Source organism: Qipengyuania gaetbuli, assembly GCF_020524765.1.
In the GTDB taxonomy this organism is placed as follows: domain Bacteria; phylum Pseudomonadota; class Alphaproteobacteria; order Sphingomonadales; family Sphingomonadaceae; genus Qipengyuania; species Qipengyuania gaetbuli_A.
In genome coordinates, this window is sequence record NZ_JAIVLR010000002.1 from 1 (window position 1) to 25,724 (window position 25,724).

33 protein-coding genes, 2 pseudogenes and 1 riboswitch are annotated in these 25,724 nt (G+C 63.1%); of the genes and pseudogenes, 27 read left to right on the forward strand and 8 right to left on the reverse strand.

Translation table 11 applies throughout. The features are described from left to right. Positions 1 to 159: 159 nt before the first annotated feature. Positions 160 to 816: pseudogene (locus LC083_RS08500) on the reverse strand (tyrosine-type recombinase/integrase); the annotation flags it as partial. A 224-nt stretch (positions 817 to 1,040) separates the two neighbouring features. Here LC083_RS08500 and istA point away from each other — a divergent pair. From istA to LC083_RS08530, 6 genes are all read left to right on the forward strand, one after another. Further along, on the forward strand, positions 1,041 to 2,555 hold the full coding sequence (istA, locus tag LC083_RS08505) for an IS21 family transposase (RefSeq protein ID WP_226700040.1): 1,515 nt from the start codon (positions 1,041 to 1,043) through the stop codon (positions 2,553 to 2,555). Between the two features lies 1 nt (position 2,556). Next, a complete protein-coding gene (gene istB, locus LC083_RS08510) occupies positions 2,557 to 3,270 on the forward strand; it encodes an IS21-like element helper ATPase IstB (protein WP_264187250.1) in 714 nt (237 codons plus the stop codon). 807 nt (positions 3,271 to 4,077) lie between these two features. After that, positions 4,078 to 4,551 carry a hypothetical protein gene (locus LC083_RS08515; RefSeq protein ID WP_226700042.1) on the forward strand — a complete coding sequence of 158 codons (474 nt, stop codon included), beginning with the start codon at positions 4,078 to 4,080 and terminating at the stop codon, positions 4,549 to 4,551. 105 nt (positions 4,552 to 4,656) lie between these two features. Next, a complete protein-coding gene (locus LC083_RS08520) occupies positions 4,657 to 5,181 on the forward strand; it encodes a hypothetical protein (protein WP_226700043.1) in 525 nt (174 codons plus the stop codon). 2 nt (positions 5,182 to 5,183) lie between these two features. Further along, positions 5,184 to 5,807: a hypothetical protein gene (locus LC083_RS08525; protein ID WP_226700044.1), complete on the forward strand. Its 624-nt coding sequence runs from the start codon at positions 5,184 to 5,186 to the stop codon at positions 5,805 to 5,807. Beyond that, the gene (locus LC083_RS08530) at positions 5,804 to 6,307 is read left to right on the forward strand and encodes a hypothetical protein (protein ID WP_226700045.1); all 504 of its coding nucleotides are present in this window, start codon (positions 5,804 to 5,806) and stop codon (positions 6,305 to 6,307) included. Before LC083_RS08525 ends, LC083_RS08530 begins: the two co-directional genes overlap by 4 nt. A 40-nt stretch (positions 6,308 to 6,347) precedes the next feature. Here LC083_RS08530 and LC083_RS08535 read toward each other — a convergent pair whose 3' ends face one another. Next, positions 6,348 to 6,563, reverse strand: a complete 216-nt coding sequence (locus LC083_RS08535; RefSeq protein ID WP_319003428.1) for a helix-turn-helix domain-containing protein — start codon at positions 6,561 to 6,563, stop codon at positions 6,348 to 6,350. A 44-nt stretch (positions 6,564 to 6,607) separates the two neighbouring features. Here LC083_RS08535 and LC083_RS08540 point away from each other — a divergent pair, with 44 nt between their 5' ends. The 6 genes from LC083_RS08540 (at position 6,608) to LC083_RS08565 (ending at position 12,567) form a co-directional block, all read left to right on the forward strand. Further along, complete coding sequence (locus LC083_RS08540) at positions 6,608 to 7,240, forward strand: hypothetical protein (protein ID WP_226700047.1); 633 nt, start codon at positions 6,608 to 6,610, stop codon at positions 7,238 to 7,240. Positions 7,241 to 7,299: 59 nt separating this feature from the next. After that, a complete protein-coding gene (locus LC083_RS08545; RefSeq protein ID WP_226700048.1) occupies positions 7,300 to 8,376 on the forward strand; it encodes a tyrosine-type recombinase/integrase in 1,077 nt (358 codons plus the stop codon). Between the two features lie 177 nt (positions 8,377 to 8,553). Further along, a complete protein-coding gene (locus LC083_RS08550) occupies positions 8,554 to 9,525 on the forward strand; it encodes a hypothetical protein (protein WP_226700049.1) in 972 nt (323 codons plus the stop codon). 5 nt (positions 9,526 to 9,530) lie between these two features. Beyond that, positions 9,531 to 9,637: riboswitch (TPP riboswitch) on the forward strand. 36 nt (positions 9,638 to 9,673) lie between these two features. Continuing rightward, positions 9,674 to 11,578 carry a phosphomethylpyrimidine synthase ThiC gene (gene thiC, locus LC083_RS08555; protein WP_226700050.1) on the forward strand — a complete coding sequence of 635 codons (1,905 nt, stop codon included), beginning with the start codon at positions 9,674 to 9,676 and terminating at the stop codon, positions 11,576 to 11,578. Continuing rightward, positions 11,575 to 12,063, forward strand: coding sequence for a hypothetical protein (locus tag LC083_RS08560; protein WP_226700051.1), 489 nt, complete (start codon positions 11,575 to 11,577; stop codon positions 12,061 to 12,063). Before thiC ends, LC083_RS08560 begins: the two co-directional genes overlap by 4 nt. Positions 12,064 to 12,237: 174 nt before the next feature. Beyond that, positions 12,238 to 12,567: a DUF2834 domain-containing protein gene (locus tag LC083_RS08565; protein WP_226700052.1), complete on the forward strand. Its 330-nt coding sequence runs from the start codon at positions 12,238 to 12,240 to the stop codon at positions 12,565 to 12,567. Here LC083_RS08565 and LC083_RS08570 read toward each other — a convergent pair. Continuing rightward, positions 12,560 to 13,129 carry a lipocalin family protein gene (locus tag LC083_RS08570; RefSeq protein WP_226700053.1) on the reverse strand — a complete coding sequence of 190 codons (570 nt, stop codon included), beginning with the start codon at positions 13,127 to 13,129 and terminating at the stop codon, positions 12,560 to 12,562. The genes LC083_RS08565 and LC083_RS08570 overlap by 8 nt on opposite strands. 163 nt (positions 13,130 to 13,292) lie before the next feature. Here LC083_RS08570 and LC083_RS08575 point away from each other — a divergent pair, with 163 nt between their 5' ends. From LC083_RS08575 to LC083_RS08610, 8 genes are all read left to right on the forward strand, one after another. After that, complete coding sequence (locus tag LC083_RS08575; RefSeq protein WP_226700054.1) at positions 13,293 to 13,766, forward strand: Rid family hydrolase; 474 nt, start codon at positions 13,293 to 13,295, stop codon at positions 13,764 to 13,766. Positions 13,767 to 13,769: 3 nt separating this feature from the next. Then, the gene (locus LC083_RS08580) at positions 13,770 to 14,225 is read left to right on the forward strand and encodes a RidA family protein (RefSeq protein ID WP_226700055.1); all 456 of its coding nucleotides are present in this window, start codon (positions 13,770 to 13,772) and stop codon (positions 14,223 to 14,225) included. A 12-nt stretch (positions 14,226 to 14,237) separates the two neighbouring features. Beyond that, complete coding sequence (locus LC083_RS08585; protein ID WP_226700056.1) at positions 14,238 to 14,855, forward strand: hypothetical protein; 618 nt, start codon at positions 14,238 to 14,240, stop codon at positions 14,853 to 14,855. Further along, positions 14,845 to 15,249 (forward strand): nuclear transport factor 2 family protein, encoded by a 405-nt coding sequence (locus LC083_RS08590; protein WP_226700057.1) that lies wholly within the window; start codon positions 14,845 to 14,847, stop codon positions 15,247 to 15,249. The genes LC083_RS08585 and LC083_RS08590 overlap by 11 nt, the downstream gene beginning before the upstream one ends. A gap of 100 nt (positions 15,250 to 15,349) precedes the next feature. After that, positions 15,350 to 15,694 carry an HPF/RaiA family ribosome-associated protein gene (locus tag LC083_RS08595; protein ID WP_226700058.1) on the forward strand — a complete coding sequence of 115 codons (345 nt, stop codon included), beginning with the start codon at positions 15,350 to 15,352 and terminating at the stop codon, positions 15,692 to 15,694. Positions 15,695 to 15,728: 34 nt separating this feature from the next. After that, positions 15,729 to 16,073 (forward strand): hypothetical protein, encoded by a 345-nt coding sequence (locus LC083_RS08600; protein ID WP_226700059.1) that lies wholly within the window; start codon positions 15,729 to 15,731, stop codon positions 16,071 to 16,073. A 157-nt stretch (positions 16,074 to 16,230) separates the two neighbouring features. Beyond that, on the forward strand, positions 16,231 to 16,809 hold the full coding sequence (locus LC083_RS08605; protein WP_226700060.1) for a fasciclin domain-containing protein: 579 nt from the start codon (positions 16,231 to 16,233) through the stop codon (positions 16,807 to 16,809). A gap of 116 nt (positions 16,810 to 16,925) precedes the next feature. Next, a complete protein-coding gene (locus tag LC083_RS08610; RefSeq protein ID WP_226700061.1) occupies positions 16,926 to 17,330 on the forward strand; it encodes a hypothetical protein in 405 nt (134 codons plus the stop codon). 3 nt (positions 17,331 to 17,333) lie between these two features. Here the strand turns inward: LC083_RS08610 and LC083_RS08615 are convergent, their stop codons facing one another. Beyond that, entirely contained in the window at positions 17,334 to 17,879 is a 546-nt protein-coding gene (locus tag LC083_RS08615) for a hypothetical protein (RefSeq protein ID WP_226700062.1), read from the reverse strand. A 188-nt stretch (positions 17,880 to 18,067) separates the two neighbouring features. Between LC083_RS08615 and LC083_RS08620 the strand changes: the two genes are divergently transcribed. The 4 genes from LC083_RS08620 (at position 18,068) to LC083_RS08635 (ending at position 20,883) form a co-directional block, all read left to right on the forward strand. Continuing rightward, the gene (locus LC083_RS08620; protein WP_226700063.1) at positions 18,068 to 18,964 is read left to right on the forward strand and encodes a hypothetical protein; all 897 of its coding nucleotides are present in this window, start codon (positions 18,068 to 18,070) and stop codon (positions 18,962 to 18,964) included. Positions 18,965 to 19,045: 81 nt separating this feature from the next. Further along, positions 19,046 to 19,969, forward strand: a complete 924-nt coding sequence (locus tag LC083_RS08625; RefSeq protein WP_226700064.1) for an alpha/beta hydrolase — start codon at positions 19,046 to 19,048, stop codon at positions 19,967 to 19,969. Next, complete coding sequence (locus LC083_RS08630) at positions 19,966 to 20,388, forward strand: COG3650 family protein (RefSeq protein WP_226700065.1); 423 nt, start codon at positions 19,966 to 19,968, stop codon at positions 20,386 to 20,388. The genes LC083_RS08625 and LC083_RS08630 overlap by 4 nt, the downstream gene beginning before the upstream one ends. 42 nt (positions 20,389 to 20,430) lie before the next feature. Continuing rightward, positions 20,431 to 20,883, forward strand: coding sequence for a DUF3429 domain-containing protein (locus tag LC083_RS08635; RefSeq protein WP_226700066.1), 453 nt, complete (start codon positions 20,431 to 20,433; stop codon positions 20,881 to 20,883). Positions 20,884 to 20,893: 10 nt separating this feature from the next. Here the strand turns inward: LC083_RS08635 and LC083_RS08640 are convergent, their stop codons facing one another. After that, the gene (locus LC083_RS08640) at positions 20,894 to 22,303 is read right to left on the reverse strand and encodes a S41 family peptidase (protein ID WP_319003429.1); all 1,410 of its coding nucleotides are present in this window, start codon (positions 22,301 to 22,303) and stop codon (positions 20,894 to 20,896) included. A gap of 255 nt (positions 22,304 to 22,558) precedes the next feature. Here LC083_RS08640 and LC083_RS08645 point away from each other — a divergent pair, with 255 nt between their 5' ends. Both LC083_RS08645 and LC083_RS08650 read left to right on the forward strand, forming a co-directional pair. Beyond that, complete coding sequence (locus LC083_RS08645; protein WP_226700068.1) at positions 22,559 to 23,128, forward strand: YbhB/YbcL family Raf kinase inhibitor-like protein; 570 nt, start codon at positions 22,559 to 22,561, stop codon at positions 23,126 to 23,128. A 35-nt stretch (positions 23,129 to 23,163) separates the two neighbouring features. Further along, entirely contained in the window at positions 23,164 to 23,415 is a 252-nt protein-coding gene (locus LC083_RS08650) for an SWIB/MDM2 domain-containing protein (RefSeq protein ID WP_160608914.1), read from the forward strand. A 66-nt stretch (positions 23,416 to 23,481) separates the two neighbouring features. Here the strand turns inward: LC083_RS08650 and LC083_RS08655 are convergent, their stop codons facing one another. Further along, the gene (locus LC083_RS08655) at positions 23,482 to 23,772 is read right to left on the reverse strand and encodes a DUF427 domain-containing protein (protein ID WP_222555036.1); all 291 of its coding nucleotides are present in this window, start codon (positions 23,770 to 23,772) and stop codon (positions 23,482 to 23,484) included. A gap of 127 nt (positions 23,773 to 23,899) precedes the next feature. Here LC083_RS08655 and LC083_RS08660 point away from each other — a divergent pair, with 127 nt between their 5' ends. Beyond that, positions 23,900 to 25,123 carry a dipeptidase gene (locus LC083_RS08660; protein ID WP_226700777.1) on the forward strand — a complete coding sequence of 408 codons (1,224 nt, stop codon included), beginning with the start codon at positions 23,900 to 23,902 and terminating at the stop codon, positions 25,121 to 25,123. Positions 25,124 to 25,139: 16 nt separating this feature from the next. Here the strand turns inward: LC083_RS08660 and LC083_RS08665 are convergent. After that, a pseudogene (locus LC083_RS08665) lies at positions 25,140 to 25,367 on the reverse strand (DUF2945 domain-containing protein). 17 nt (positions 25,368 to 25,384) lie between these two features. After that, positions 25,385 to 25,687, reverse strand: a complete 303-nt coding sequence (locus LC083_RS08670; RefSeq protein ID WP_226700069.1) for a hypothetical protein — start codon at positions 25,685 to 25,687, stop codon at positions 25,385 to 25,387. Positions 25,688 to 25,724 lie beyond the last annotated feature (37 nt).

The following is a 25,724-nucleotide window of genomic DNA, read 5'->3' on the forward strand; positions in this document are numbered from 1 at the left end:
AACGGCGACACCGCCATGGCTGCCCTCCGGCTACGCTACGCTCCACCTACGGACAGCCATGGCGTCAGAGGCGGTTCTGCACTAACAATCAACGCGGACCACTCAGTGGGGGCCGGTCAAGCGCCTTAGAGAAGAGAGGTTGGGCAACCTAGATAGGCCTTACCCTGTGAGCTGACGTTGAGAATTTGCGCCCTGAGCTTTGCTCGATAGCCGCAGTTCATCAAGGTAATCACTCCACCATTGAGCCATGCGCACGCGCTCGTCCCAGTGCTTGCCGCGATGATAGATGCCGCGCACTACATTGCTGTCGCCATGCGCCAGGGCACGCTCGATTGCATCCGGATTCCACAGTCCAGATTCGTTCAGGAATGTCGATGCTGTCGCTCGGAGTCCGTGCGCGGTGACTTCTTCCTTCGAGTATCCCATACGACGGAATGCGGCATTGAGCGTGTTTTCACTCATGGGACGCTTGGAGCTGCGCGCAGACGGGAAAACATATCCTTCGCGGCAGAGCATCTCGGCCAGGTCAGTGAGATAGCTTCTAACCTGCTTGGAAAGCGGGACGGCATGCGCTCGGCGCGCTTTCATTTTACCGGCAGGGATCTTCCAGACCCCATCGACGAGGTCGATCTCATGCCATTCTGCGTGCCGGAGTTCGCCGGGGCGCACGAACACATGCGGCGCTATTTGCAAAGCTAACTTCGTCACCATGTAGCCAGTGAAGTCGTCGATTGCGCGCAGCAGTCCACCTAGCTCGCTGGGCTCGAGAATTGCAGCATAATGCGTGGCTCTCGGCGTTACGAGAGCGCCCTTCTCTGAGCTACCGCATTCGCTATTGCTTCCACTTGTTCTTCTTCGAAGCGAAAAGTGCGTACGGGCTGCGCTATCGCCGGTAGCCCGACTGCCGAAGGCATTTGTTTGGTAAGCCTGTGGACCGGCGTGCAAAAGGGACCCCGTTAGCGGGGTGATCGGCGTCTAAAAGGGACCCCTCATTCTGATGGTGTAGCAGGCTGCCTGGTTTTCCAGGTGGTGAGATCGGGATGTTGGTGGTGGAGACGGTTGTTCGGATACGGCGGGAGCACGCGAGCGGGAAGGCGATCAAGGCGATTGCGCGCGATCTGCGGCTGTCGCGCAAGGTGGTTCGCAAGGCGATCCGGGCGCCGGAAGGCGCGTTCGATTATCGCCGCACGGTTCAACCACTGCCCCGGCTTGGGCCGTTCCAGGAGCGGCTCGACGTGCTGCTGACGGAGAACGAGGCCCGGCACAGACGCGATCGACTGCGGATGACGCGGATCCATGACCTGCTTTGCCGTGAGGGGTTCGAGGGATCCTACGACGCGGTCCGGCGCTACGCCCGGCGCTGGACGGAAGCGAGGCGCAAGGATGCGGGTGATGGGGCGCCCGCGTTCATCCCGCTCATGTTCAAGCCAGGCGAGGCCTACCAGTTCGACTGGAGCCACGAGGATGTGGAGATCGCGGGCAAGCCGATGCGGGTGAAGGTGGCGCAGATGCGGTTGTGCGCGTCGCGCGCGGTCTACGTCAGGGCATATCCGCGCGAGACGCAGGAGATGGTGTTCGACGCCCATGCGCGCGGCTTTGCCTTCTTCGGCGGCGTTCCCCTGCGCGGCATCTACGATAACATGAAGACCGCGGTCACCACCGTGTTCGTCGGCAAGGAGCGGGTGTTCAACCGCCGCTTTCTGGTCATGGCCGATCATTACATGGTCGAGCCCACGGCCTGCTCGCCGGCGGCGGGCTGGGAGAAGGGCCAGGTTGAACACCAGGTGCAGACCATCCGGGGCCGCTTCTTCCAGCCTCGCTTGCGCTTTGCCAGCATCGAAGAGCTCAACGGGTGGCTGGAAGCTGAGTGCCTGCGATGGGCCGCAACGCACGCGCATCCCGAGCAGAAGGAGCTGACCGTTGCCGATGCGCTGGCGCTCGAACGGCCAGCCCTGCAGCCGATGCTTGCGCCCTTCGACGGCTTCCACGAGACCACCCATGCCGTGACCGGCACCTGCCTGATCAGCTTCGACCGCAACCGCTACTCGGTCATGGCCAAGGCGGCGCGGCGGGCCGTTCAGGTCCGCGCCTATGCCGACCGCATCGTCGTGCGCCTAGGCGATGAGGTAATCGCCGAGCATGCCCGGCACTTCGGCCGCGACCGGACGATCTATAATCCCTGGCATTACCTGCCAGTGCTGGCGCACAAGCCTGGGGCCTTGCGGAACGGTGCACCCTTCCAGGGGTGGGACCTGCCACCGGCACTGACGCGGTTGCGGCGCAAGCTGGGCGGCGGTGATGACGCCGACCGCCGCTTCGTGCGCGTGCTGGCAGCCGCAATGACCGATGGCCTGGAAGCGGTCGAGGCCGCGATCCGGGAAGCGCTTGATAGCGGTGCCGTCAGCGACGAGGTGATCCTCAACATCCTGGCCCGATACCGGGATCCGCCATCCGCACGCCCCCTCGACGTGGCCGCCGATCTCAAGCTCAGCCACCCGCCGATCGCGGACTGCGCGCGCTACGATACGGTGCGAGGCCTCCGTGCAGCGGCATGAGATGATCGAGGCGATGCGCTCGCTCGGCCTCAAGGGCATGGCCGGCGCGTTCGACGAGGCGGTCACCACCGGGTTGCAGCGCAAGCGCACGACCCACGAGATCCTGACCGACCTGCTGCGCGCCGAAGCCGCGCATCGTCATGCCGCCTCGATCCGCTACCGCATGACCGCAGCCAAGCTGCCGGTAATCAAGGACCTCGACGCCTTCGCGTTCGAGGGCACCCCGATCAACGAAGAGCTGGTGCGCTCCCTGCACGCAGGTTCGTTCCTGCCCGGTCGCCGCAACATCGTGCTCATCGGCGGCACAGGGACGGGAAAGACCCATCTGGCCACTGCGATCACCGCCAGCGTCGTGCGTGCCGGGGCCCGCGGGCGCTACTTCAACACGGTCGATCTCGTCACCAGGCTCGAGGAAGAAGCCCGCATCGGCAAGGCCGGCTCCATCGCCGCCCAGCTCGGCAGGCTCGACCTCGTGGTGCTTGATGAGCTGGGCTATCTGCCGTTCGCCCGATCCGGCGGGCAGCTCTTGTTCCACCTGATCAGCAAGCTCTACGAGCAGACCTCGGTCATCATCACCACCAACCTGGCCTTCGGCGAGTGGCCCACCGTGTTCGGCGATCCGAAGATGACCACGGCGCTGCTCGACCGCATCACGCATCATTGCGATATCGTCGAGACCGGCAACGACAGCTGGCGCTTCAAAAACCGCAGCTGACCCAGCCAGAAAACCGCCTTCGCGCTGCTGACGCCTCCGGTCGGGCTACGCCCTCCCTACGCCGCCAGCAGCGCGAAAACCGCGCCCAGCATCAACCACCCAACATCTCAGCAAGGGGGTCCCTTTTGCGCGCCGATAGGGGGTCCCGATTGAACGCCGATTGACAGGTAAGCCGGTCAAGATCAAGCCTTCGCCACCGGATCGAACTGTCACCCGCCTCAACTGCCGGGATTTTGAAGCGGTTTACGAGCTCAATAAAGAGCGATTCCTCAACCGACAGATATCGAGTCGCCATCTCGGTCGACATAAGGGCTGGCCATCCTTCAACCTGTATCATCGCCGTCTCCTTCTATGCCCCTTCCAACCCGCAGCTTAGCTGTGATTTCAGCTCCTCGGACCACTGGTCTGCCAGCAACACTCGTTGAGCCTAGTGGTCGAGATTTCGCGATCATCGCGGTGAGTAATCGAAACGCGTGCCCAACGTGAGAGAACTTCAGAAATCCGAACTGAGGTGCCAGCGTGTGACGAGTGCCAAGAAACAAATCTGCCCACTCAGGCCGATCCTCAACAAATGCCTATGGCGATCAAATTTCTGTCAGATCAAATTTCGGAGTGCACGAGAGGTCGTGGCTTCGCTCGCCCGTAGGAGTAGAAGTTGCAAATGGAGTTTGAGAATTAGGTGGCTGACGCCGGAAGGTGAAAATTCCACCACAGGTGCGCAGACTGCAGCCAGCTGCGCGCCGCCTAGAGACTCTCATGACAAAGAAACTAGTGAAGGGCACAGCGTGCTATGAAGACGCTCTGCTCATGTGCCAGAACCTCGCCGAACTGACCGCCTACGAAGTCGCAGGTGACCAGTTCCTGATCCCCGATAGTGTCGGCAGCTCATCCGACATCTCACAATCGTTGATCCTTATGGCCGGGGTCAGGCTGACCTCCGCCGAGATGGCAAAAGGCATCGCGATGCTGGGGACGAGTGCCCTTGGCGTGAGATGCCTGCATTATCCTGACGGCGAACGCATCGGCGACCTTACCGTGCTGTTTGCAGAGAACGGCGGCGCCGAGCGTTTTGCAGGTATGCGCGCGTGGGTCGACCAAGATCGTCGCCTCTACCTCATACCTGATAAGGACGCCGCCGAAGCGGGAGAGACCTCCTTCAAGTTCGATCGCGGACTCCGAAAGGTCGGTCAGCCTTGGGCTGACGAGGCCGACCGGCAGCGCGGTCTCTCAACAGCCATGGCCCTGCTCCTAGCTGAAGGGTCCGAGAGCCGGGCCGACTGATCCCGGAATGAAGTGAAGGCTCGGCGTGTAGGCCGAGTGAGTTATGAAAATAGAAGAGGGAGGACGAGCTCGGCCAGGGCGGCCTCCCCCGAAGGAAAAAATCCAATGAATGCGATTTCTTTGCACCGCCCTCTTGAGGGCGAACCCTTGCTGCGGCCTATCACCCATCGCACGGGTAGCCGCTTTGCCTTGTTGCTGATGTCCTGCGGTCTTGTCACCGTTGAAACGGCCCGCTTCGACGAACGTATCAGGGGCGGCTTCTTCGAGAGCGAGGACGCCGGAGTGGTGGTGACCGCTACCAGCTGCGATCGCCCGCTGTTCTATCATGAGTGCGAGGTTCTGGCGCACTTTGCGCAGAAGGATATTGTGCTGTTGCGCTTCGATCCGCTCGAAGGCGCCTCCTTCGATGTCCTGCTCGAAGCTGGCCAGGCCTGGCAGTGCAACTATTTCGCCTGGCGACGCGAAGGTGAAGATCTCTGGCTCGTTCCCGCACACACTGAAGGTCCCTTCTTCCGGCTAAGCGAGAAAGGGCTCGATACTTTCCAGGGGGCTCCCTACGAAAGCGGCTATCAGCGCTATGCTGGCATCATCCGCGCAATTGAAACTCCCTCGTTCGAAGGGAGGTTCTAATCATGGCTCAGGTCACATCACAGACTGGCTTGGATAGCGGATGCGAAGAGGATGCGCCGCGCAACAAGATGAGCGTCTTCGTCCACGGCATGTGCGACGCGCATCCCGATTTCGCCTTCTCCCGGTATTGGTACAAACAGCAGGAGAACAGGGAGGGCGTGCGCTCCTGGCTCGGCAAGAAGCTGTTCCCAGGTGAAGACCCCCGCTTCGGTTACGCGGCCAAATACGATGTACTGCTCCCGCTTACGGCACCTGGCGACCTCGTCAGGGTTGGTGAACTCGTCGACCGGTTCGACGATACTCTTCCGCCTCACGAGCAGCATGCGATGATCCAGGTGAAGATCATGCTCGACCCTGAAGAGGCCTGGCATGTCGGCTTCGAGCGGGTGCGCAGCTATGCGCGGGCCCATTTCGCTCCCCGCTTTGCCACTATCCTGATCGCCCATATCCCCGCGATGGGAGGCCTCAAGGGGCAGGGTAATCACGTTCATTGCGGTGTGCTCTCGCGCGAGCTGAACATCAACGGCTTCGGTGGCGCGTGCACTACCCTTTGCAGCGACCAGGGTTACGAAGCTGCCTTGGCTGCCTGGCGCGAGCACAAGGAACAGTGGGAGCCGGGCAGATGAGCAAGTATGAGCGCGCCACCGTATCCGATCCTCTCGCCCGGCATTGGGCCCGAAAGGGTGCTGCGGAACTCGATATGATCGAAGCTACTCTCGACCTCGCTCGCCAGCTTCTGGCGAGCGGGGAGGTCGAAGCATATGCGGAAGGGGAAAACCCGTTCCATCTAAAGCCTTACCCTTGGGAAACCACAGAGACGCCTGCCGAAGCTCAATGCCGGATCTTTCTTGGGACCGTGAGTGATCTGGCCACGGGTCAGGGTCACACGGCCTGGTTCGCGGCTGGTCTCGCCAAGGATGAGAATGAGTTCCGCAGGAAACTTGCTGCTCATATCGGGCATATTCTGGCCAATGGTGCAGAGGTTTGCGCAGGCTTGGCGGACTTCCCCTTGTCGCGAACCTTCATTTCGCCGCCACTGCGGCAGACATTGGAGAAATTCGACAACGGCAAGGATGCACCATCCTCATTCTTATTCCTCAGTCGATGGCATCAAAATTCATCGTAGAATTTCCTTGGACGCCGACTGTGGAAGTGGAGCGCAACCGCTAGGAGCGGAATGAAGCATCCAGTTCGGATTTCCGAAAATACAGGCACCGACCTTTCCGGATATATGGAATCGTGGCGTCCCGGACCATGTCATAAACGGTCTTGCGCTTCAGCCCGAGATATTTGGCGGCGGCTTCGGCGCCCTTGATAAGATCATCGCTTAGCATTCCATACTCCATCCAAGAACGCCCCCGCCTTGGAAAATCAATTATCATTCACGAGCTTGCGCTCGTCAAGAGATAAGACTAAAGTTTATCTTATGAGTAACGCTATGCGCTTGAGCTTTGGGGAATTAGAAGGTTTCCTCGCCCTTCTTCACGAGGTTGCGCCGGAAAAGCATGGGGCCTTGAAGGCGCGTATGAAACACCTGCAGCGCCTAGGGTGGCCTGTCGGGGCAAACCGTGGGAGGGGGGCGAAAGAGGGCTACGGCGTTGATCAGTCACTGAGCCTTGCGATGGCATTCGAAATGCTAAGGCTAGGAATGACGCCCGAGCGTGTTTTGGCTCAGCTTACGATCGAGCGGGGCTATATGGTTCACGGATTCTTGGACGCACTTGCGCAACCCTCAGTCGATCCTGACCCCGTTTTCTACGTCTTTTCGCCCAACGCTCTGCAATCGCTGCGACCTTCAACAGCCGCTGAGCCCGGCGGATCCAGTATGATGATCTCCAGAAGCGAGATCCCGTCATTGTTACTGTCGGCCCCGGTATTCCAGACGCCTCGATTTGCGGTGATCGATATGCATGCCTTGTTGATGGCCTTCATCGCTTTCGCCCGCGATACGAGGGGAATTAATGGCACATCCGAAATCAAAAAAGCGTTGGAAGACTGGGAGCTGGATCGCGCGAAAGCTGTTCAGAAAGCTAGCCCCAACCCGCCGAGCAATAGCTAATGGCTATCCGTAGGCGAAATTGGACAGCACCGGACGGTGCACCAAAAACTGCCTGGGTGGTGGACTATACCGATCAAGCAGGAAAGCGGCGGAACAAGCAATTTAAGCGTAAGAAGGAAGCCGAAGCGTGGGAGTTGAAGGCGCGGAGTGAAGTCGTGAGTGGCGTCCACACTCCCGACAGTGCTTCAATCGACGTTACATCTGCTGCTAGGCTCTGGCTGGCGACTGTCCGCGATGCCGACCGAGAACCGACGACCGTTGGGTCTTATGATCAGCACATCCGGCTTCACATCCTTCCTAAGTGCGGGAACGTGCGGCTCTCGCAGCTCACGGCTCCGATGGTTAAGGGCTACCTCAATGGGTGGCTGAGAGATCTTTCTCGTCCAATGGCTGTCCGCGTTCTCCGCACATTTAAGGCCATTCTGACGAATGCGAGGGACGAGGGTTTCGTCGCGCAGAATGTTGCCCAAGGAGTTAAGCCGGCGAATGCCCCTCGGGGCAAAAGGAAGGTAAAGCCACCATCCAAGGCGGACCTCAAAGTCATTCTCAAGGCGGTTAAGGACACGGATGACCGAAAAGCAGCAGCAATTGTGTCGCTCACCATCTTCACTGGTATGAGGGCATCAGAATTACGCGGCCTCGCCTGGGATTCGCTTGATCTGAACGGTGGCACGGTCGAGATCGAACAACGAGCGGATGCAAAAGGAACAGTAGGTCCGCCCAAATCGGAAGCGGGCTATCGAACAATTCCTCTGAGTGCCTTGGTTGTTAAGGCTTTGAAGGAGTGGAGGCTCGAGTGCCCGCCGAATGGCAAGAACCTTGTGTTCCCTAGTGAGAGTGGCCGCGTCCTTTCGCATACCGTTCTTATGAAAGACCTCGTCGGCCCACTCCAAGTAGCGGTGGGCATCACATCATCTGATCCTAATAAACCAAGATACACGATGCATGCGTTTCGCCACGCAGCAGCGAGCCTGTGGATCGAGCAAAAGCTGAACGCAAAGAAGATTCAAACTCTGATGGGTCACTCGTCCATTACCGTGACATTCGACACTTACGGGCACCTATTCGAAGATGCGGAAAGTGATGCAGAGGTTGCGAATGCAATCGAGAGGGCGCTCTTTGACGATGCTGCATGAGTGCAGCATGACCCGAATTATTGTTAGATTTCAGACCTGACCTACGGACTCTGACTCCGTCAATTGAGGTTCGAATCCTCACGGGGCATCCATTCCTTCCCGCACCCCCGCGATAGTTCTGGATCGTTTCGTCCCGCGCCTTTTCGTAAGTCGAGCGAGAAGGCATAACGCATTCGCATGAAACGCATCCTCCTCGCGATCTGGTTGCTGGTGGCGTTCGCCGGACCGGCCTTCGCCGCCGACCCTCGGGAAAAGGACATCGCGCTCTACCAGTCGATCGCCGAGCAGGTGGCCGAGGGCACACCCTATCACGAGGCCGCGGTCGAGACGCAGCGCGAGGTCGGATTTCCCCTGCGGCCCTTCTACACGGTGCGCATGCCGCTTCTGGCTTGGTTCAATGCTTGGCTAGGGCCGACTGGGATGACCCTGCTGGCCTATGCGGTTCTCTTCGCCGCGCTCTTCGCCTGGCACCGGACCTTGATCGACGCGCCGCCGCGCGTGCGGCTCGTCTTTCTCGGCAGCCTTGCCTTCGCCGGAGCTATCTTTACCGGCAACGAGGTGTGGTTCATGCACGATGTGGTGGCGGGCTTCCTCGTCACGCTGGCGCTGGGCCTCGGCTGGGCGAGACGCTTGCAGCTGATCGTCGCATTCCTTGCCGTGATGGTGCGCGAACTGGCGATCCCGATCCTCGGCGTCCTGCTCCTGTGGAATTGGCGCAGCCCCTGGCACTGGGCGGCGCTGGTCGCGGCAGCAGCGCTCATCGGGCTGCACGGCTACACGGTGAGCGGGCTGACAACCGCTTCCGACAAGTCATCGATCCCGTGGGACGGGATGCGCGGGCCGCTCGCCTTCGTCGACGATTTGCAATTGCTCGTCCCCATGCTGCCGCGCGGGGCTGCGCTTGCGCTGGCAGTTCTGCCGCTCATCGGTTGGCTGCGCACGCGCGGCGAAGCGCTGCTCTGGATCGTGGGCATTCTCGTGCTCCTGTCGACCTTCGCGCGGGCTGAAAATTACTATTGGGCGTCCCTGCTGCTGCCGCTCTATTTTTCGGGCGCTGCCTTCCTCCTCGCGCCGTGGCAGGGGTGGTGGGTGAAGGGGCCGCGCGAAAGCGAAAGTTCCGCGCTGGATTTGCCCCGCCAGCTCGGCTAAGCCCGTGTCCATCCCCGGGGAGCCGTTTGGCTGAGAGGCAGGAGTAACGCCCTGCGACCCGTCGAACCTGAACCGATTAGCATCGGCGGAGGGAGTGGGCTGGTCACCGCCAGAAGTCCGCTCTCCATCCGCCAAGGAGAGAATTCGCATGGCCGACATCAACAGCAAATTCGACATCGGCGTCACCACCGGCCCGATCCGCGGCAGCCGCAAGGTCCATGTCGGCGCCAAGAGCGGCAGCGGCGTGCGCGTGGCCATGCGCGAGATCGACCTCGAGGGCGGCGAGCCCAGCGTGCGGGTCTACGACACCTCCGGCCCCTACACCGATCCCGATGCGCAGATCGATATCCGCAAGGGGCTGGAGCAGAAGCGCCGTGAGTGGATCCTCGCCCGCGGCGATGTCGAGGAATACGACGCGCGCGAAGTGAAGCCCGAAGACAATGGCCAGCTCGGCCCCGACCGTTCGGGCGGCGTTCCGGCCTTCCCGAACGTGGCGAAGAAGGTGCTGCGCGCGAAGCCCGGCATGAACGTCAGCCAGATGCATTACGCGCGCCGCGGCATCATCACGCCGGAAATGGAATACGTCGCCGAGCGCGAGAACCTCGGGCGCGAAATGCTGCGCGACGAGGCTGCCCGCCTCACCGCGCGCAACGACGGCCAGCCCTGGGGCGCATCGCTCCCCGATTACGTCACGCCCGAATTCGTCCGTGACGAGGTGGCGCGCGGGCGCGCGATCATCCCCTCGAACATCAACCACCCCGAAACCGAGCCGATGGCGATCGGGCGCAACTTCCTCGTCAAGATCAACGCCAATATCGGCAACTCCGCCGTCGCGTCCGACGTGGCCTCCGAGGTCGACAAGATGGTCTGGTCGATCCGCTGGGGTGCGGACACGGTCATGGACCTTTCCACGGGGCGCAACATCCACGACACGCGCGAATGGATTATCCGCAATTCGCCCGTCCCGATCGGCACCGTGCCGATCTACCAGGCGCTCGAAAAGGTCGGCGGCATTGCCGAGGACCTGACCTGGGAAATCTTCCGCGACACGCTGATCGAACAGGCCGAACAAGGCGTCGACTATTTCACCATCCACGCCGGCGTGCGCCTGCCCTATGTGCCCATGACCGCCAAACGCGTCACCGGCATCGTGTCGCGCGGCGGCTCGATCATGGCGAAATGGTGTCTCGCGCATCACAAGGAGAGCTTCCTCTACGAGCGCTTCGACGAAATCACCGAGATCATGAAGGCCTATGACATCGCCTATTCGCTGGGCGACGGCCTGCGCCCCGGCTCCATCGCCGACGCAAACGACGAGGCGCAGTTCGCCGAGCTCTACACACTGGGCGAACTGACCAAGCGCGCCTGGGAACAGGACGTGCAGGTGATGATCGAAGGCCCCGGCCACGTGCCGATGCACAAGATCAAGGAGAACATGGACAAGCAGCTGGAGGCCTGCGGCGAAGCGCCCTTCTACACATTGGGGCCCCTCGTCACCGACATCGCGCCGGGGTACGACCACATCACCAGCGGCATCGGCGCGGCGCAGATAGGCTGGTACGGCACCGCGATGCTCTGCTACGTCACGCCCAAGGAGCACCTTGGCCTGCCCGACCGCGACGATGTGAAGGTGGGCGTGGTGACCTACAAGCTCGCCGCCCACGCCGCCGACCTCGCCAAGGGCCACCCGGCCGCCAAGGTCCGCGACGACGCGCTGAGCAAGGCCCGCTTCGAATTCCGCTGGCGCGACCAGTTCAACCTTTCGCTCGATCCCGACACGGCCGAGCAATACCACGACCAGACCCTGCCCGCAGAAGGCGCCAAGACCGCCCACTTCTGCAGCATGTGCGGCCCAAAATTCTGCTCGATGAAGATCACGCAGGAAGTGCGCGATTTTGCGGCGAAGCAGAACTCGGACAGCTATCTCGCGAGCGAGAACATCAAGCGCGAGACCTCAGCCGAAGAGGCCGCAGAAGCGGAGAAGGGCATGGAGGAGATGAGCGAGGTGTACCGCGAGAAGGGTGAGAAGTTGTATTTGCCGGAGCAATCGTGAGGAAAATCCGCTCTACTATCGCAGCCGCGCTCGCGCTGATCGCGGCTCCGGCTGCAGGTGAGGCTGTGACGGCAGAGCCGCCGAGCTACACCGATCCTCTCCCGTCCGAGCCGAGGGACATCGTGGCCGCCTTCCTTCGCGATCACACCGCATGGAATGCGTTCGCAAGGGAGCACTATGACCGGACGGGCGATTACACTGTGGCCGAAACCGCCTATCGCCGCCTGATCGATCTCTACTGCGGCCCGCAAAAGTCCCACCAAGGAATCGTGTTTAGCAGCAATGCCAGATACGATGCGGAACGGTCCGAAATCCTCGAAGAACGCGAGGAGGATGGCCGCAGCATCGTTACCATCCGGCACACCGGCGCTAACGATTTCGTGACGGTGCACGAATTCGCATTCGTGGCGAGAGACGGGCGCTGGTGGCTCCAAGAGCTCTTTTATTACGACGACTACGGAGACGAATGGCTACCCAGCCTGTGAGGGAGATGGGCCGCGACTTCGCGGCCAAGCAGAACTCGGACAGCTACCTGGCGGCGACCGCTCCGGTGGGAGGTGCGTAAGAAGGCATGAAGGAATCGAGCCGCGTCTACGAGGAAAAGGGCCGCGAACTCTACATGGGCCAGGGGGACCGCGAACACGACTAGGGAGACTGTTTTGGGAGAATCCGCCTTCAAAACCGCCATCATTGCCGCGGCGGCAATCTTCCTCGGAGTTTTCGCGCTAGCCGTGGTGCCCCCGCTGCTGGCCGATCCCGATATACCGGGCGCCTTCGCGGCGGGTTTCGTAAATCCCTATGCCACCGGCTACTCTACCGACGTGGTCGCCTGCTGGGCGATCCTCTCGGCATGGATACTCTACGAGCGCCGCACCCATGGGGTGCGCTACGGCGTCTGGTGCATTGTGCTGGGTATCGTGCCGGGCGTGGCGGTGGGTTTCGCGCTCTACCTTTTCCTGCGCATGCGGCAGATGAGGGAAGTTAGCTAGCTGGTTGCTGTGTCAAGAGGACCAGCCCCCAGTCATAGCCCAGTTCCTTGACCCGCCGCTCCAGCAGGGTGCGGGTCGCCGTGTCGGGCTGCGCCTCGCGCGTGAGCATCCAGAGATAGCGGCCGCTTGGCTCGCCCACGATGGACCAGTCGTAGAGGCCGTCCGCCCCTTCCGGCCCGCGGTCGAGCACCCAGTAGTCGCCGTAGAAGGGACCGAAGAAACTCACCTTCAGCTTTGCGCCCGCGCTGTCCTCGACGATCTTTGCCTTGCCGGTGGATTGCTTGAATTCGCCGTCGAGCGAGCCTTCGTAGCAGGAATTGACGACCTTGATCTTGTCATCGTCACGTAGCGAATATTCCGCCGTCACGCCCTCGCAGCCCTTCTGGAAAGGCGCTTCGTAGCGGCCGTATTCGTACCACTTCCCGAGATAGGCATCGAGCGCGACAGGCTTCGCCGGCTCCGGCACGGCCGTGTTCCCGACAGGGCCTGGCGTACCGACGCAGGCTGCACTGGCAAGGGCGAGCGGGAGGGTGAGGAGCGCAAAGGCGTGCTTGGGTTTCATGGTCGAGACAACCCACCCTCCGAGCGGATGGTTCCGGCTGGCATGCGATGAACCATTCCTGCACCCTACCCCGCCGGATGACACCTTCTCCGTTCCGCCCGCGCTTGACAGTTTCGCCTGCTGCTTCAGTCTGCCAGCGGTCGCGGCCACAGGGGAGGTACCGGTGACACGAACTACAGCATTCGCAGGGGCGTTCGCAGCGCTCGTAATGGCAACCAGCGCGCAGGCGCAGGAGGCGAAGCGCACGCTGATGCCCGAGAACGACGAGGCGCGCGCCTTCCAGGAGGCGGTCGGCTATTCCGATGCGGTCATCCACGGCGACACGGTGATCCTGTCGGGCGTGGTCGCGGTGCCGATGGAGGGCGACGATGGCATGGAGCCGAGCTTCGTGCGCGTGTTCAATTCCATCGGCCGCACGCTGGAGCGCGCCGGGGCGAGCTGGGACGACGTGATCGAAATCGAGACCTTCCACACCGACCTTGCCGGCCAGATCAACGCCTTCGCCGAGGTGAAGAACCGCTTCATCAAGGTGCCATTTCCTGCGTGGACGGCGATCGGCATCAGCGCGCTCTACGAGCCGACGGCATTGGTCGAGGTCAAGGTGACCGCACGGCTGCCGCAGGGCGCGGAGGATTAGGCCATGCGCAGCCTCTTCGCATTCGCACTAGCCGTGATGGCCACGCCCGCGCTGGCGCAGGAAGCCGCGCCGCCGGTCTTCACGCCTTCGGAACTGCCCTATCCCTTCTCCAGCGCAGTGCAGGTGGGCGATGTGCTGTACCTGTCCGGCGACATCGGCGCGGACGAGACGGGCCGCGCCGTCGTGCCCGGCGGGATCGAGGCCGAGACGCGCGCCATGTTCGCGCGCATCGGCAAGACGCTGGAGGCGCATGGCCTGGGCTATGCGGACCTGTTCAAATGCACGGTGATGCTGGCCGACATGGGCGAATGGCCCGCCTTCAACGCGATCTACGCGACCTATTTCGAGAAGGGCCGCTATCCCACGCGCTCCGCCATGGGCGTGAACGGCCTGGCGCTGGGCGCGCGGGTGGAGATGGAATGCTGGGCGTGGAACCCCCAAGGGACTGCGAAGGAGTGATGCGGACGGGCGATGGAAGAATACCTCCTCTTCTTCGCCCTCGTGCTCGGTGTGAACCTGCTGCCCGCCTTCGGGCCGCCGACCTGGTCGATCATCGCGCTCTATGCTTTCAACAGCGACATGGCGCTGGCCCCGCTGGTCGGCCTCGCGGCGCTGGCGGCGGCGAGCGGGCGGTTCCTGCTTGCCCACGCGACGCGCGCGCTGGGGACGCGGTACCTGTCGGCGAAGACCCACGCCAACCTTGCCGCCGCGCGGCAGGCGCTGGAACGGCGGCGGCGCAACAGCCTGTTGGCGCTCGGCCTCTTCGCGCTGTCGCCGGTGCCGTCGGCGCAGCTCTTCGAGGCGGCAGGATTGGCGCGGCTGAAGCTGCTGCCCTTCACGGCGGCCTTCTTTGCAGGGCGCGTGGTGTCCTATACCATCTACGGCCTGACCGCGCAGGGCATCCGGTCGACCAGCATGGGCGAAGTGCTGCGCGAGGAGCTGTCCAGCCCGCTCGGCATTGCGCTGCAGGTGGCGATGCTGGGCGCACTTGTCCTGCTGGCGCGGATCGACTGGTCGCGCCGGCTGGGGCTGGAAGGCGAGGGCGGGCCGGAAGCGACATTTACGCAAGGAGAAAGCGATGAGCGATGACACCGAACGTAACCGTGCTTTGATCACAAAGGCCTATGACGGACTTGCCAAGGGCGATCCAACCCATTTCACCGCCCTGTTCGCGCCGGACATCGAGTGGCGGGTGATGGGCTCTTCCGCCTGGTCGAAGCACCTGAAGGGGCTGGAGGCGGTCCAGCGGGATCTTGTCGGACCGCTCTTTGCGCGGATCGACGGCCCCTATCTGACCACTGCGGAACTGGTCCTTGCCGACGGCGACCGCGTGGCGGTGATAGCCAAGGGCAATGCCGCAACCGTCGACGGCGGGCGTTATGACAATGACTACTGTTTCGTGTTCCGGATGCGCGATGGAATGATTGCGGAGGTGCGCGAGTACATGGACACGATCCTGGCCGACAAGGCTCTCGGCAGCTGATCCGGCGAAGCGGTCCGGGCAAGGGGCGAAATCGCTTTGACATTGCCCTTTCGCACCCCATGTCGGAGTAAGAGAACCACAACCGAGAGGAGCACGCACCATGCAGGTCCAGTTCAATTCCGACAGCAGCGTCATGGGCACGGCAAACGTCGCCGAACGTATCGAGACCAAGGTGCGGGACAAGCTGGCGCGGTTCGAGGAACGGCTCACCCGGATCGAGATCCACGTCCACGACGAAAACGCGCACAAGCACGGCCATGACGACAAGGCCTGCACCATCGAGGCACGTCCGCGCGGCGGTCGCCCGATCGGCGTGACCGAGGGTGCGTCCACGGTGGACGATGCGGCGCGCAGGGCAGCAACGACGCTGGCGCAGCGGCTCGACCGGCATTTCGGCAAGAGCAACCGTCATGGCCACGACCCGCGCCCTGAAAAGGTGATGTAGGCAAAGGCAATCGATCGAGGGGGGAGATCGAGCGATGAATTGGGCAAAGCCGCTGCTGGTCGTGGCAGCACTCTACAATATCGTTATCGGGGCCGGATCGCTGTTCGGCCCCGGAGCGCCCGTTGAAACGCGGGTGGTCGGCCTGCTCGTGCTGTGCTTCGGCGTCGTCTACGCAGTGGTCTCGCGCGATGTGGAGCGGTTCAGGCCGGTCCTGTGGGCAGGCGTGCTGGGAAAGCTGGGCGTGGTGGCGCTGATGGGGCCGGAGGTCGCATCAGGTGCACAACCCTCCGCCGTCGGCTGGATCCTTGCGGGCGACGCGCTCTTCATGCTCGCCTTTCTCGCGATACTGCTGGGGAAGGGGCGCTCCGCCTCGGTCTGAGCCACCCACCCACGTCCTGCCGCGTGCGAATCCCGCTTCGTCACATTTTCGCCGGATTGCGAAACATCCAAACCCGCACTGCGTTCGTATCTTGAAGCACCAGCCGGGTGGGCCGGCTGCGAATATGCTGATTTCACACGCATAAAAGGGTACCAACATGAACAAGCTGACCATTGCGCTCGCCTCTGCCGCATCGCTCGCGATTGCTGCCTGCAGCGATCCCGTCGAGGAAACCGCACCGGCCGAAGACACTGCCATGGCCGACCAGATGGCCAACGACACTGCCGCCGCCGGCACGATCGTCGAAGTCGCGCAGGGCAACCCCGATTTCTCGACGCTCGTGAGCGCCGTTACCGCAGCCAATCTCGGCGAAACGCTGTCTGGCGACGGCCCCTACACCGTCTTCGCTCCGACCAACGATGCCTTCGGCAAGATCCCTGAAGCCACGCTGACCGAGCTGACCACGAACGACACCGAAACGCTCGGCAGCATCCTCACCTATCACGTGGTGCAGGGCAACGTCGACGCCGCCACGCTGACCAAGGCGATCGAGGATGCAGGCGAGGCCGGCTACACGATCACCACCGTCAATGGCGGCACGCTGACCGCCAAGGTCGTCGATGGCAATGTCGTCCTGACCGATGCCGCCGGCGGTACTTCGACCGTCACCGCGACCGATGTCGCAGCATCGAACGGCGTGATCCATGTGATCGATACCGTGCTGATGCCGCAGTAAGCCTCGGGCTATTCGATACGGAAGGGCGGTCCCTAGCGGGCCGCCCTTTTTGCGTCCGCTCTTGTCCGGCGCAAAGCCTGTGGCATGATGCGCAGGCAGTCCACGGGGAGGGCAAGATGAGCGAGAGCGAACTCTTCGACGTGATCGAGGGCGTCCACACGATCTATGCGGCGCTTCTGGGCATGGTGATTACCATCAACTTCGCCATGATCGTGGCGGTGTGGACCTTCCTCCACCGGGCTGCCCTCTCTCTGAGAGTAGCGGCCTTCGTCTTCTACCTCGTGGGCATGGGCCTGCTCACCGCCATGCTGGTGCAACAGGCGCATATCCGCGACCATGCGCTAAGTTCGCTGAGGAACGTGCCCGAAACAGACCACAGCCACTTCATTGCGCTGTTCCTCTCGACGCAGGACGATGTCTGGTTCCGGGTGGTGTGGATCGCGCAGCACATGGCGCCGGCACTGCTCGTGCTGGGTGTCGCCTACCTGCTGTTCGCCTGGAAAGGGCGTCCGGTCGAGTAGCGTCTATCGACCCTGCGCTGCGAGCGCGGCGGCGACGTCGATAGTCTTGGCATTGGCGATCGTTTCCTGCTCTGCGGGACGGGGCGCGGGCGGGGAAGCGGGGCGCTCCGCGAGCGCCATGGGCGCTTCGGCTCGGGTGGACGCTGGCAGCGGCCGGGCTTCCGGCTGGGTGCTAAATGCGATCAGCGCTTCCTCGCGGGCGAGGCGCACAAGATCCTCCTCGCCATATTCGATAGCGTAGTTCGCAGCCGGCCCGCTGGCCTCGCCGCTCTCGCGCCACCAATGGGCATGCGCGGTGTTGCGCAGGCGTCCGCGGAGCGAGAGTTCGGCGACCTCCACCGTGCCTTCGGGCGTTTCGAGTGCATATTGGTCGGGCAGGCGCTTGGTCGAATGCGCGGCCTGGTCGAGCGCTGAAAATGGCTGTGCTTCGGGCAGGCTGTCCTGCGTCTCGCGCTTCAGGATCGGAGCGTCGCCGATCGCTGCGCCGCTGACGGCCCCTGCCACGGCGACCAGTAAGAAGGCTCCGATGATGTGCGGTGCTAACTTCATGCCGGTTGAACGAGAAAGCCCTTGGCGAGGTTCCCTCCCGCCCCCGCGTGGTTAACCGGATGACGCCTTCATGGCTTGTTTAGGACGCACGGTAAGCGGCGCGCAGAGGTTCCTGCCTAGAGTTAACGCCATTGTGAGGTTCCGCAGCTAGGAGAGCCGCGGCATTCGCGAGGACATTGGGGTAGGATATGCATGAACTGGAGCGCCTGTTCGCGGCCGCGGACGGCGAGGCACGCTGGGAAGACGGTCTGCGCGACCTGTTCGAGGCGGGCGATCTCGACAAGGCGCACGACCTGCTCGCGCAGGCCCTGACGGATCTCGATACCGAGCTGACCCGCGAATGCCTCGCGATCACGCCGGAACACGTGTCGCTTTCCGGCTGGTCCGAACTGGTCGAAGCCATCGCGCTGCACGAAGGCGAGCCGATCACCGGCGTGACCCTTGCCATCGCCAACGATGCGGACAGCACCTTCGAGAAGGGCCAGATGCACCGGCCCTACATGATGCTCGGCCTCTATTCGGACGAGGGCTATGCCTTTTCAGCCGCCGATGTCTCCAGCCTCATCGCCGAAACACGGCGCGAGGATGGCCCCGCATGGGCCGGCCATGACGAGGATATCGAAGTCTATCTCGATTGCGAGGGGCTGGACCTCCTCAACACGCGCCTTCTGTTCCACAAGCAGCGCCATTTCTTCCGCGACGATGCGCCCAACAGCGCTCCGCGACGCTATGTGGAATACGTGGTCGCCTGCTGGTGGCGGGCCCTGCTGTTCCAGCAGGCGGTTGCCAGCGAATGCGCCATCCACGGACTGCCCGGCGGGATCCCGGTGATTGCCGGAATGGTGGACCTGCGCCCGGATGTCGTTTGTGTGCACGGTATCGGTGCCCGCAATCCGGCAGCGGACCGCGAGAGCGAGGAAGCCACCGAGCTGGCGGAGATCATCCCGGCCAATTTCATCGCTCGCCGCACCGTCGAGGACGTGAAGGAATTCACCGGCGCCGACCTGCGCCGGAAGGTCGCCGAAACCGGGCAGGAGGACGAGCCGGTGAAGCGCGGCTTCGTGGCGCGTTTCTTCGGCCGCTGAGGCGGAAGCTGCAAACAGTCTTGGAAAGCATGACCGCGCTGCGCTAGCGTCCGCTTCTCGATTGCGGGGAGAGGACATTAGATGATCAGCCTGCGTGCACGCCTTGCCGAACTTGCCTTGCCGCTCCTCGGCATAAAGCGGTTCTTTTCCCAGCCCGACCGAATGGACGAGCGGCTCGCCAAGATGCGCCAGGCCAAATCGCCGCGCCCCGCCGCCAGGTGGCAGAAGCGGTTCACGATCGAGGAAGACACTTCGCGCAGCTACCCGCTGGTCACGCTGATTCCGATCGGCGGGCCGAAGCCGCACGCCCCGCACCTGCTTTACTTCCATGGGGGCGGCTACGTCATGGATATCGCCGCGCTGCACTGGGAGGCCATTGCCTCGCTGTGCGACCGGCTCGGCGCTTCGGCCAGCGTGCCGATCTATCCGCTCGCGCCCGAAGTGACGGTGGCCACCACGCTGCCCGCCATGCGCGCCCTCTATGACGAGCTGGCGGGGGAATTCGGCGCGGAAAACATCGCGGTCGGCGGCGACAGTGCCGGTGGCGGCATGGCGCTGGCACTGGTGCAGGACCTCAAGCAGGACGGCCAGCCATTGCCCGGCAGCCTTGTCCTGTTCTCGCCCTGGCTCGATGCTACCGCGTCGGGCGAGGGGATGGACGCCATCGCCCCGCGCGACAAGATGCTGGCGCCTTCGGGGCTGGAAGCTTGCGGGACGCGCTATGCGGGCGGCCTGCCGCTCGACGATCCGCGGCTGAGCCCGCTGTTCGGCGATCTCACCGGCCTGCCGCCTGTGGCAGTCTTCGCCGGGACCTCCGATATCCTTGTGTCCGACGCGCGGCGCCTGCGCGAAAAGCTGGGTTCGCTGGGAGAGCCGCCGGCGGTGTATCGCGAGGCGGAGCGCATGCAGCACGTCTGGATGCTGTTGCCGATCCCCGAAGGCCGTGCCGCGCTGGACGAGACGGCAGCCTTCCTGCGCCATGTCCATGTGAAGGATACCCTGTGAAACTTGCAGCGATCCTGATGCCGCTCCTCCTGCTCGCCGCCTGCAACGGGACGGAGCAGGGCAATTCGGTCCAGACCGAGGCATTCGACGGCATTGCCGCGAGCGAAACGGTATACCTGACCGGCACCGAACCCTTCTGGAGCGCGGAGCTCGTCAATGGCGAGGCCGTCTACAAGACCCCCGAGAACATCGACGGCCTGCGCTTCCCGACCAGCCGCTTTGCGGGCCTCAACGGGGTGGCCTTTTCCGGCATGGCGGACGGACAACGGTTCGATGCGACCGTGACGCCGGGCGAATGTTCTGACGGGATGAGCGACCGGACCTATCCCTTCACCGTTACGCTCCTGCTTGGCGAAGAGCAGCGCACGGGCTGCGCGTGGACGGACCTCCAGCCCTATTCGGGACCCGAAACACCCTGACGCGGTTTAAGGCGCGAAGGTTCGTTCGCAGCGGAGGGTACGATGAGACAAATTCCCGGTCTTGCACGGGTGCTCGGCCTGTCGGGCCTATTGCCGCAGGCGGCCTGCCTGATCGCGCTGCTGTTGGGACCGCCCGAATGGCGCGAGCCCGCCCTGCGCATCGCGGCAATCTACGCGGCCCTCATCCTCAGCTTCCTCGGCGGGCTGTGGTGGGGCATTGCCGCAGGGGCGCCCGCTGCCGAACGGCGCAGGGCCCTTGGCTGGCTGTGGATCGCGGCTGTCACACCGAGCCTCGTTGCGCTGGCGTGCTTCCTGCCATGGGCATTCGGCTGGCGCTGGCCGGAACCTTCACTGGTCATGCTGGGGGCAGCCTTGCTGATCAGCCTCGGCGTCGATGCGCGCCTCGGCTCGCTCGCGCCGCGTTGGTGGATGGCGCTGCGTGTCCCGCTGTCGGTGGGGCTGGGGGCGATGACCATAGCCATCGCCTTGACCTAGCTAGGCGCGATCAGAAGATACCGGGCACGTCGCGCTGGGCCGCTGTCGGCCAGGCCGGCTGCAGCAGTTCCTTGCGCGTGCCGACCGACTGGACCGAGGGGTCCGAACCGCGACCGGTGATCGCGGTGCAGCTGCGCCCTGCTAGGAAGTCCAGCGCCACGCTGATCGATGCCTCGCTCGGATCGCTGAAGGATTTGAAAATACCGTCGTCCGCGCGGCAGGTGGCGTCCATCACGCCGGCAAGGCCGCTGAAATATTCGCCGTTGCCCGCCGAGTTGACGGTCTTGAACGTAACGGCACGCAGGCGGTCATCGCAGGCCGAACGGTCGAAGGCGAACTGGCCCACGGGCTTGCCGAAAGTGTTGGTGCCGATCAGCGCCAGATTGCCGCCAAGGTAGGGAATGAACGAGTTCGTCACCAGCTCGCTTGCCGAAGCGGTGCCCGCGCGCCCGATGACGGCAAGCTTGGTCACGGCGATCTGTTCGGGCTGGTTCTGGAACAGGTCGGTCGAGTTTTCCGACGATTTGGAATCGCGCAGCACGGTGCGCGAGAAGACCTGACCCTCGCGTCCGTCCGCCATCAGGTCGCCGAGCAGCTCTGCCACCGAGACGAGGCCGCCGCCATTGTAGCGCAGGTCGAGGATAACCTTGGTGATCCCGCGATCGCGGAACTGCTGGAACGCGGCGCGAAGCTGCGGGCCGGCATCGGACACGATGAAAGTGCGAAGGTTGACGTAGCCGACCTCGCCCGTGCCATCGTTCAGGATCTGGACGCCGTAGCGGTCCGAAATCGGATCGAGCGGGTATTCCGTCTTGGTGACCGACACGGTCTGATCGACGTTGCCATTGCGGATGACGAAGGTCCGCGTCACGCCCGGATCGGACGGCCCCAGTGCCTGGCTGACCGCGGTCGGCCCGCCCGATGCCATCAGCGATACGACCGACTGACCGTTGATCGAGATGATCTCGGTACCGCGATCGAAGCCCGCCGGGAAGGCCGGACCTGTTTCGAAGGATTCCGCGACATAGACCCGGTTCTCGCCGGTGTCGTAGATCAGGCGGATGCCGAAGCCGGCGTTCGACCCGTTGTTGATGAGGTCGTTCTCTTCCTTGATCGAGGTCAGGTAGGTGAAGAACCGGTCCTTGTTCTGCGCCCGGGCGGGCGCGACGAGAGCATCGATATACGTCTGGACGTCCGAATAGTTCGCCTTGTTGACCGTGTTGTCGAGCAGCTCGGGGAACAGGTACCATTCGTCGAGCACGCCGCGAACCCAGTCCTGCCGGGCCGAAAGCGAGCAGGTGTCCGTGCCGCCTCCGGAAGGCGGCGGGGTGGGCGTGCCGCCGCCACCGCTGGGGCTGTCCCCGCCGCCGCAAGCGGCAAGCGAGATGGCAAGTACCGAAGAGATAATGGTGCGACCCATGGGCATGCGAAAAATTCCTCCCAGAACGACCCGAATTCGGTCCGTATTTGCAACTGCAAACTGCGCAATTAACCCCTCCTGAGCAAGAGCGCTGCGCGAGTTATCGTCTTTCGGGGGAAAACAAGGCCGTTTTCGCCTGAAAACAGTGCAAATTAGCGCCTGTGTAGTGGCCTTTGCTCCGTCGGTGTGCCTAGTCTTTGTCCTCGATATGCGAATTTGGCAGTAGAAAACGGAGTTGAGGTTGTGAGTACGGGCGTGCCCGCATGGGTTCAGCAGGCGATCGGCAGCGGCGAAGTGAAGGCCGGGCTGACCGCTGCTTTGGTGGCCGAGGAGAAAGCTCTCGGCCGCGGCGGCTTCACCCTGTCCAGCCCGGCTTTCCGCCATGGCGGCGAACTCGACCCCAGCTTCACGGCTTGCGAGGACGATGCCGTTGCACCGCCGCTCGAATGGACCGCGCCGCCTCCCGGCACGCAGGAACTCGTGCTGGTGGTCGAGGACGTGGAGCGCGGCGACGTGCATTGGCTCGTCTGGGGCCTGCCCGGACAGAAGGGCGCGCTCTTCGAAGGCGAGGTGCCGCCGCGCACCGGCAAGAACGCCCGCGGCAATTCGGAATGGCTGCTGCCCGACCCGCCCGTGGGGGTGGAGCATCGTTACGCCTTCCAGCTTTTCGCACTGGACCTGCCGCTGACGCTGATGCCCGGCGCCACGCATGCAGATCTGGTCAGGAACATGGAAAACCATGTCACCGCACTCGCGATCCTCAGTGCCCGGTTCGAAGGTCACGAGGTCGAGGAATGGGATGCCGAGGATGAATTCGACATCTGATAATACCAAGCATAGCCAAGTGAAAGGAACCTGAAATGGCTGGCAAGAACAACGCACTGCAAAAGCCGGTGAACCTGACGCCGGAACTCGAAGCCGTCGTCGGCAAGGGTCCGATGACCCGCGCCCAGGTGACGTCGAAGGTGTGGGACCACATCAAGGCGAACAACCTGCAGGACTCGAAGGACAAGCGCATGATCAATCCCGACGCCAAGCTCGGCGCGGTGATCGGCAAGGACCAGATCTCGATGTTCAAGATGACCGGTGCTGTTTCCAAGCATATGAGCTGATCGCTCGAAGGTCTGACAATGAAGGCGGCGCCGCGACCAGTTCGCGGCGCCGCTTTTCTTTGCGCGCTATTCCTCGTGCACCTCGACGCCCTTCCAGAAGGCGATGCGGTCCTTGATTTCGGCCGCCGCTTCCTTGGGCTCGGGGTAATACCACGCCGCATCCGGGTTGATCGCGCCGCCGGCATTGACCGAATGGTACTGCGCCGTACCCTTCCACGGGCACACGCTGGTCCGCTCGCTCGGCACCAGCGCGCTGCGCGCCACGTCGGAGGCCGGGAAATAGTGGTTCCCCTCGACCACCACCGTATCGTCGCTGCGCGCGATTTCCTCGCCGTTCCAGCTTGCCACAACAGTCATCGCGCAGTCCTTTCCAAACCCTGTTCCATGGGTAATAGAGCCATCGAGAACCCGTTGCGTTCCGAAAGGGAGAATTAGCGTGAACCGCATCGCCGCCGCACTGCTTGCCACCACTGCCGTCCTCGCCATGCCGGCAGCGGCGAAAGAGACCCCGGAACAGGTGGCGGCCGCCGCGCTCGAGGCAGCGCCGGTGTGGGACGGGCACAACGACGTGCCGATCCAGCTGCGCGGACGGTTCGACAATCTCATCAACGATTTCGATTTCGTCGACACGCTCGACACGCAGGACGGCGACCGGGCGGCCATGCACACCGACCTGGTCCGGCTGGAAAAGGGCGATGTCGGTGCGCAGTTCTGGTCGGTCTATGTCAGCGCCGCACTGCCGGAGCCCGAAGCGGTGCAGGCGACCATCGAGCAGATCGACGTGACCAAGCGCCTGATTGCGCGCAATCCGGACAAGCTCGCGCTCGCGCTGACTGCCGACGATGTCGAAAAGGCCATGGCAGAGGGCAAGATCGCCTCGCTGATGGGCATGGAAGGCGGCCATTCGATCGGCAACAGCCTGGCCGTGCTGCGCCAGATGTACGACCTTGGCGCGCGCTACATGACGCTCACGCACTCGACGACGCTCGACTGGGCGGACAGCGCGACCGATGCGCCGCGCCATGACGGGCTCAACGCCTTCGGCAAGGACGTCGTGCGCGAGATGCAGCGCATGGGGATGCTGGTCGACCTCAGCCACGTGAGCGAGGCCGCGATGCACGATGCGCTAGACGTGTCGGGCGCGCCGGTCATCTTCAGCCATTCCGGTGCCCGCGCCATTAATGGTCATTTGCGCAACGTTCCCGACAGCGTGCTTGCCCGCCTGCCGGAAAACGGCGGCGTCCTGATGGTGGTCGCGCTGCCCTGGTTCATCAACGAGGAACTGCGCAACCACTCGGCCAATCGCTCGGCCGAAGAAGCGCGGCTGAAGGCCCTGTTCCCGGGCCTGCCCGACAATGTCGAGGCAGGGCTGGCGAAATGGGACGCCAACAACCGCCCGCCGGTTTCGACCGTGGCCGACATGGCCGATCACATCGACCACATTCGCAAGGTGGCAGGCATCGATCACATCGGCATCGGCGGCGATTATGACGGCATGCCGACCGGCCCGGTGGGCATGGAAGACGTGGCCGGGTATCCGGCGCTGTTCGTCGAACTGGCGAAGCGCGGATATTCGCAGGCGGACCTGGAAAAGATTTCGAGCCGCAACATGATGCGCGCCATGCGCGAGGCAGAGGCTTTCGCCGAAAGCCGCCGCGACATGGCGCCGATCGAATATCCGGTGGGCAAGCCCCGCGACGCGGAGTGAGGGCTGTCCGGGCCCGTCAGTCCTGCGCCTGCAGTTCCGAGCCCAGCTTCAGCACTTCGTCGCCATCTTCCTGCTTGATGAGATAGGCGGGGTTGTCCTCGCTCCCGTCGCGCGTGACTTCGGAGCCTTTGAGGGTGCGGGTGACCTCGCGTTCGAACCGTTCCTAGATCTGGCCCTTGGCGGTACCGTTGCCCCAGCTCCACTTCACGTACTGGTCAGTCCGGAAACTGTTCGAATTGCTCATGAGGTCACCTCGGTATCTTAGTTTTCAATAACTTCGATCCCGTCCTCTTGGGTAACTTCGTCGTCGCCAACCTGTTCCTCGTCGGTGCCGAGGATGCTGTCGGTGCTGTCGCCTTCCTCTTCCATCGAGGAAATCTCGCCGCTGACGGTGGCTTCTTCCTCGACATCACCCTGCGTCATCGCCGGAATGATCCAGACGACCGACATCAGGATGATGGCCAGGATCAGGCCGCCTGCGAGCACGTAGCGCACGACACCTTCCTTGGAGCCGCCGCTGGCTTCCACATCGTCGATATGGATTTCGTCACCTTCCTTGTGCACGTGAATACTCCCTGTTCTCCGCGACCGCGCGGGATTC

Bases quoted from the DNA above. Each gene is read 5' to 3' on its own strand.
- istA (WP_226700040.1), top strand. From the start codon at position 1,041: ATGTTGGTGGTGGAGACGGTTGTTCGGATACGGCGGGAGCACGCGAGC.
- istB (WP_264187250.1), top strand. From the start codon at position 2,557: ATGATCGAGGCGATGCGCTCGCTCGGCCTCAAGGGCATGGCCGGCGCG.
- LC083_RS08515 (WP_226700042.1), top strand. From the start codon at position 4,078: ATGTGCCAGAACCTCGCCGAACTGACCGCCTACGAAGTCGCAGGTGAC.
- LC083_RS08520 (WP_226700043.1), top strand. From the start codon at position 4,657: ATGAATGCGATTTCTTTGCACCGCCCTCTTGAGGGCGAACCCTTGCTG.
- LC083_RS08525 (WP_226700044.1), top strand. From the start codon at position 5,184: ATGGCTCAGGTCACATCACAGACTGGCTTGGATAGCGGATGCGAAGAG.
- LC083_RS08530 (WP_226700045.1), top strand. From the start codon at position 5,804: ATGAGCAAGTATGAGCGCGCCACCGTATCCGATCCTCTCGCCCGGCAT.
- LC083_RS08535 (WP_319003428.1), bottom strand. From the start codon at position 6,563: ATGATAATTGATTTTCCAAGGCGGGGGCGTTCTTGGATGGAGTATGGA.
- LC083_RS08540 (WP_226700047.1), top strand. From the start codon at position 6,608: ATGAGTAACGCTATGCGCTTGAGCTTTGGGGAATTAGAAGGTTTCCTC.
- LC083_RS08550 (WP_226700049.1), top strand. From the start codon at position 8,554: ATGAAACGCATCCTCCTCGCGATCTGGTTGCTGGTGGCGTTCGCCGGA.
- thiC (WP_226700050.1), top strand. From the start codon at position 9,674: ATGGCCGACATCAACAGCAAATTCGACATCGGCGTCACCACCGGCCCG.
- LC083_RS08570 (WP_226700053.1), bottom strand. From the start codon at position 13,129: ATGAAACCCAAGCACGCCTTTGCGCTCCTCACCCTCCCGCTCGCCCTT.
- LC083_RS08580 (WP_226700055.1), top strand. From the start codon at position 13,770: ATGCGCAGCCTCTTCGCATTCGCACTAGCCGTGATGGCCACGCCCGCG.
- LC083_RS08585 (WP_226700056.1), top strand. From the start codon at position 14,238: ATGGAAGAATACCTCCTCTTCTTCGCCCTCGTGCTCGGTGTGAACCTG.
- LC083_RS08590 (WP_226700057.1), top strand. From the start codon at position 14,845: ATGAGCGATGACACCGAACGTAACCGTGCTTTGATCACAAAGGCCTAT.
- LC083_RS08595 (WP_226700058.1), top strand. From the start codon at position 15,350: ATGCAGGTCCAGTTCAATTCCGACAGCAGCGTCATGGGCACGGCAAAC.
- LC083_RS08600 (WP_226700059.1), top strand. From the start codon at position 15,729: ATGAATTGGGCAAAGCCGCTGCTGGTCGTGGCAGCACTCTACAATATC.
- LC083_RS08605 (WP_226700060.1), top strand. From the start codon at position 16,231: ATGAACAAGCTGACCATTGCGCTCGCCTCTGCCGCATCGCTCGCGATT.
- LC083_RS08610 (WP_226700061.1), top strand. From the start codon at position 16,926: ATGAGCGAGAGCGAACTCTTCGACGTGATCGAGGGCGTCCACACGATC.
- LC083_RS08615 (WP_226700062.1), bottom strand. From the start codon at position 17,879: ATGAAGTTAGCACCGCACATCATCGGAGCCTTCTTACTGGTCGCCGTG.
- LC083_RS08620 (WP_226700063.1), top strand. From the start codon at position 18,068: ATGCATGAACTGGAGCGCCTGTTCGCGGCCGCGGACGGCGAGGCACGC.
- LC083_RS08625 (WP_226700064.1), top strand. From the start codon at position 19,046: ATGATCAGCCTGCGTGCACGCCTTGCCGAACTTGCCTTGCCGCTCCTC.
- LC083_RS08635 (WP_226700066.1), top strand. From the start codon at position 20,431: ATGAGACAAATTCCCGGTCTTGCACGGGTGCTCGGCCTGTCGGGCCTA.
- LC083_RS08640 (WP_319003429.1), bottom strand. From the start codon at position 22,303: ATGGGTCGCACCATTATCTCTTCGGTACTTGCCATCTCGCTTGCCGCT.
- LC083_RS08650 (WP_160608914.1), top strand. From the start codon at position 23,164: ATGGCTGGCAAGAACAACGCACTGCAAAAGCCGGTGAACCTGACGCCG.
- LC083_RS08655 (WP_222555036.1), bottom strand. From the start codon at position 23,772: ATGACTGTTGTGGCAAGCTGGAACGGCGAGGAAATCGCGCGCAGCGAC.
- LC083_RS08660 (WP_226700777.1), top strand. From the start codon at position 23,900: ATGCCGGCAGCGGCGAAAGAGACCCCGGAACAGGTGGCGGCCGCCGCG.